Source organism: Kordiimonas marina, assembly GCF_023006325.1.
Lineage (GTDB): Bacteria > Pseudomonadota > Alphaproteobacteria > Sphingomonadales > Kordiimonadaceae > Kordiimonas > Kordiimonas marina.
The window spans coordinates 2,501-5,470 of sequence record NZ_JAINDF010000013.1; the positions used below are offsets into that span (position 1 = coordinate 2,501).

The following is a 2,970-nucleotide window of genomic DNA, read 5'->3' on the forward strand; positions in this document are numbered from 1 at the left end:
CTAGTAGCGGCGAGCGAACGGGGACCAGGCCAGTGTTATCTTTAGCGTTACCGGAACCATCTGGAAAGTTGGACCATAGTAGGTGATAGTCCTGTACGGGAAAACAAAGAAGATAGCCTTGAGTAGGGCGGGACACGTGAAATCCTGTCTGAACGTGGGAGGACCACCTTCCAAGCCTAAGTACTACCATACGACCGATAGTGAACCAGTACCGTGAGGGAAAGGTGAAAAGCACCCCGATGAGGGGAGTGAAATAGAACCTGAAACCGAATGCCTACAAGCAGTCGGAGCCTCCATTGTGAGGTGACGGCGTACCTTTTGTATAATGGGTCAGTGAGTTAGTCTATCGAGCAAGCCTAAGCCGTTAGGTGTAAGCGTAGCGAAAGCGAGTCTGAATAGGGCGACTGAGTTCGATGGATTAGACCCGAAACCCGGCGATCTAGGTATGAGCAGGTTGAAGGTGCAGTAACATGCACTGGAGGACCGAACCCACGTCTGTTGAAAAAGACGGGGATGACTTGTGCCTAGGGGTGAAAGGCCAATCAAGCCGGGAGATAGCTGGTTCTCCGCGAAAACTATTTAGGTAGTGCCTCAGGTATTACCTACGGGGGTAGAGCACTGGATGGATGCGGGGGGCGCGAGCCTTACCAATTCTAACCAAACTCCGAATACCGTAGAGTAGAGCCTGGGAGACAGACTGTGGGTGCTAAGGTCCATGGTCGAGAGGGAAACAGCCCTGACCACCAGCTAAGGTCCCTAAATCACGTCTAAGTGGGAAAGCATGTGAGACGGCCAAAACAACCAGGATGTTGGCTTAGAAGCAGCCATCATTTAAAGAAAGCGTAACAGCTCACTGGTCTAATTAAGCTGTCTTGCGGCGAAGATGTACCGGGGCTCAAGACGTGTACCGAAGCTGTGGATTTGATCTTATGATCAAGTGGTAGCGGAGCGTTCCGTAAGCCGCTGAAGGTGTAGCGTGAGCTATGCTGGAGGTATCGGAAGCGAGAATGCTGACATGAGTAGCGATAAACAGTGTGAGAGACACTGTCGCCGAAAGTCCAAGGGTTCCTGCGCAAGGCTAATCCGCGCAGGGTAAGCCGGCCCCTAAGGCGAGGCCGAAAGGCGTAGTCGATGGGAATCTGGTTAATATTCCAGAGCCTGACAGGAAGTGACGAATGTGGAGGTGTGTATGTCCTTATCGGATTGGACATGCTGCCAAAGCGTTCCAGGAAATAGCCCTGTCATATAGACCGTACCCTAAACCGACACAGGTGGACTGGTAGAGTATACCAAGGCGCTTGAGAGAACTGTGCTGAAGGAACTCGGCAAATTACCTCCGTAACTTCGGGATAAGGAGGCCCAGTGATGAGGCAACTCATTGTTGGGGGCACATAAGAGGGGGTGGCGACTGTTTACTAAAAACATAGGGCTCTGCGAAGTCGCAAGACGACGTATAGGGTCTGACGCCTGCCCGGTGCCGGAAGGTTAAGAGGAGTAGTGAGAGCTGCGAATTGAAGCCCCGGTAAACGGCGGCCGTAACTATAACGGTCCTAAGGTAGCGAAATTCCTTGTCGGGTAAGTTCCGACCTGCACGAATGGCGTAACGACTTCCCCACTGTCTCCAGCACAGACTCAGCGAAATTGAATTCTCCGTGAAGATGCGGAGTACCCGCGGTCAGACGGAAAGACCCCGTGCACCTTTACTACAACTTCAGAGTGGCATTAGGGATAACATGTGTAGCATAGGTGGGAGGCTTTGAAGCCGGGACGCCAGTTCCGGTGGAGCCACCCTTGAAATACCACCCTTGTTGTTCCTGATGTCTAACCACGATCCGTGAAGCCGGATCTGGGACCCTCTGTGGTGGGTAGTTTGACTGGGGCGGTCGCCTCCCAAATGGTAACGGAGGCGCGCGAAGGTAGGCTCAGGTCGGTTGGAAATCGATCGTTGAGTGCAATGGCATAAGCCTGCCTGACTGCGAGACTGACAAGTCGAGCAGAGACGAAAGTCGGTCATAGTGATCCGGTGGTTCTGTGTGGAAGGGCCATCGCTCAACGGATAAAAGGTACGCCGGGGATAACAGGCTGATACTGCCCAAGAGCTCATATCGACGGCAGTGTTTGGCACCTCGATGTCGGCTCATCTCATCCTGGGGCTGGAGCAGGTCCCAAGGGTTTGGCTGTTCGCCAATTAAAGAGGTACGTGAGCTGGGTTTAGAACGTCGTGAGACAGTTCGGTCCCTATCTGCCGTGGGCGCAAGAGACTTGAGAGGAGCTGCCCCTAGTACGAGAGGACCGGGGTGGACGGACCTCTGGTGGACCAGTTGTGGCGCCAGCCGCATAGCTGGGTAGCTATGTCCGGAAGGGATAACCGCTGAAAGCATCTAAGCGGGAAGCCCCCCTCGAGATAAGGTCTCTCTGAGAGCCGTGGAAGACCACCACGTTGATAGGTCAGGTGTGGAAGCCCAGTAATGGGTGAAGCTAACTGATACTAATTGCTCGATTGGCTTGAGAGCCCTCCATAGACAGAGATCAAAGCTCTTTGTCTTAAGAAACAAACAGCATGTCACGCAATTAACAGTCACTCTTTTGTTGATCTGGTGGTTATAACAAGGTTGTCCCACCCGGTCCCATCCCGAACCCGGAAGTGAAAGGCCTTTGTGCCGATGGTACTTCGTCTTAAGGCGCGGAAGAGTAGGTCGCCGCCAGATCTACAAAAGAGTGACAACATCTTCACAATAACAAAGACATAAAAACCGCCAATAGAGCGGTCTTTTTGTTTAAAGATCGCAACCTTTTGACGGCGCCTCTCGCAACAACGGCCAAAAGCCCGGACAGACAGAGGCAAACATACATGACGCGGGCCAATCGGCGCATTGCACGCGAAAGCGTGCCGCACCAACACCCCGCGGATATGAAATTGACGCGGGGTGGAGCAGCCCGGTAGCTCGTCAGGCTCATAACCTGAAGGTC

Annotated in this window: 2 rRNA genes (1 of these 2 running past the window's edge); both read left to right on the forward strand. The window is 53.2% G+C overall.

The annotated features are described in order from the left end of the window. Nucleotides 1-2,513 (forward strand): 23S ribosomal RNA (locus K6118_RS17135); it begins 234 nt to the left of the window's first position. A gap of 80 nt (nt 2,514-2,593) precedes the next feature. Next, nucleotides 2,594-2,708, forward strand: a 5S ribosomal RNA gene (rrf, locus tag K6118_RS17140). Nucleotides 2,709-2,970: the final 262 nt, after the last annotated feature.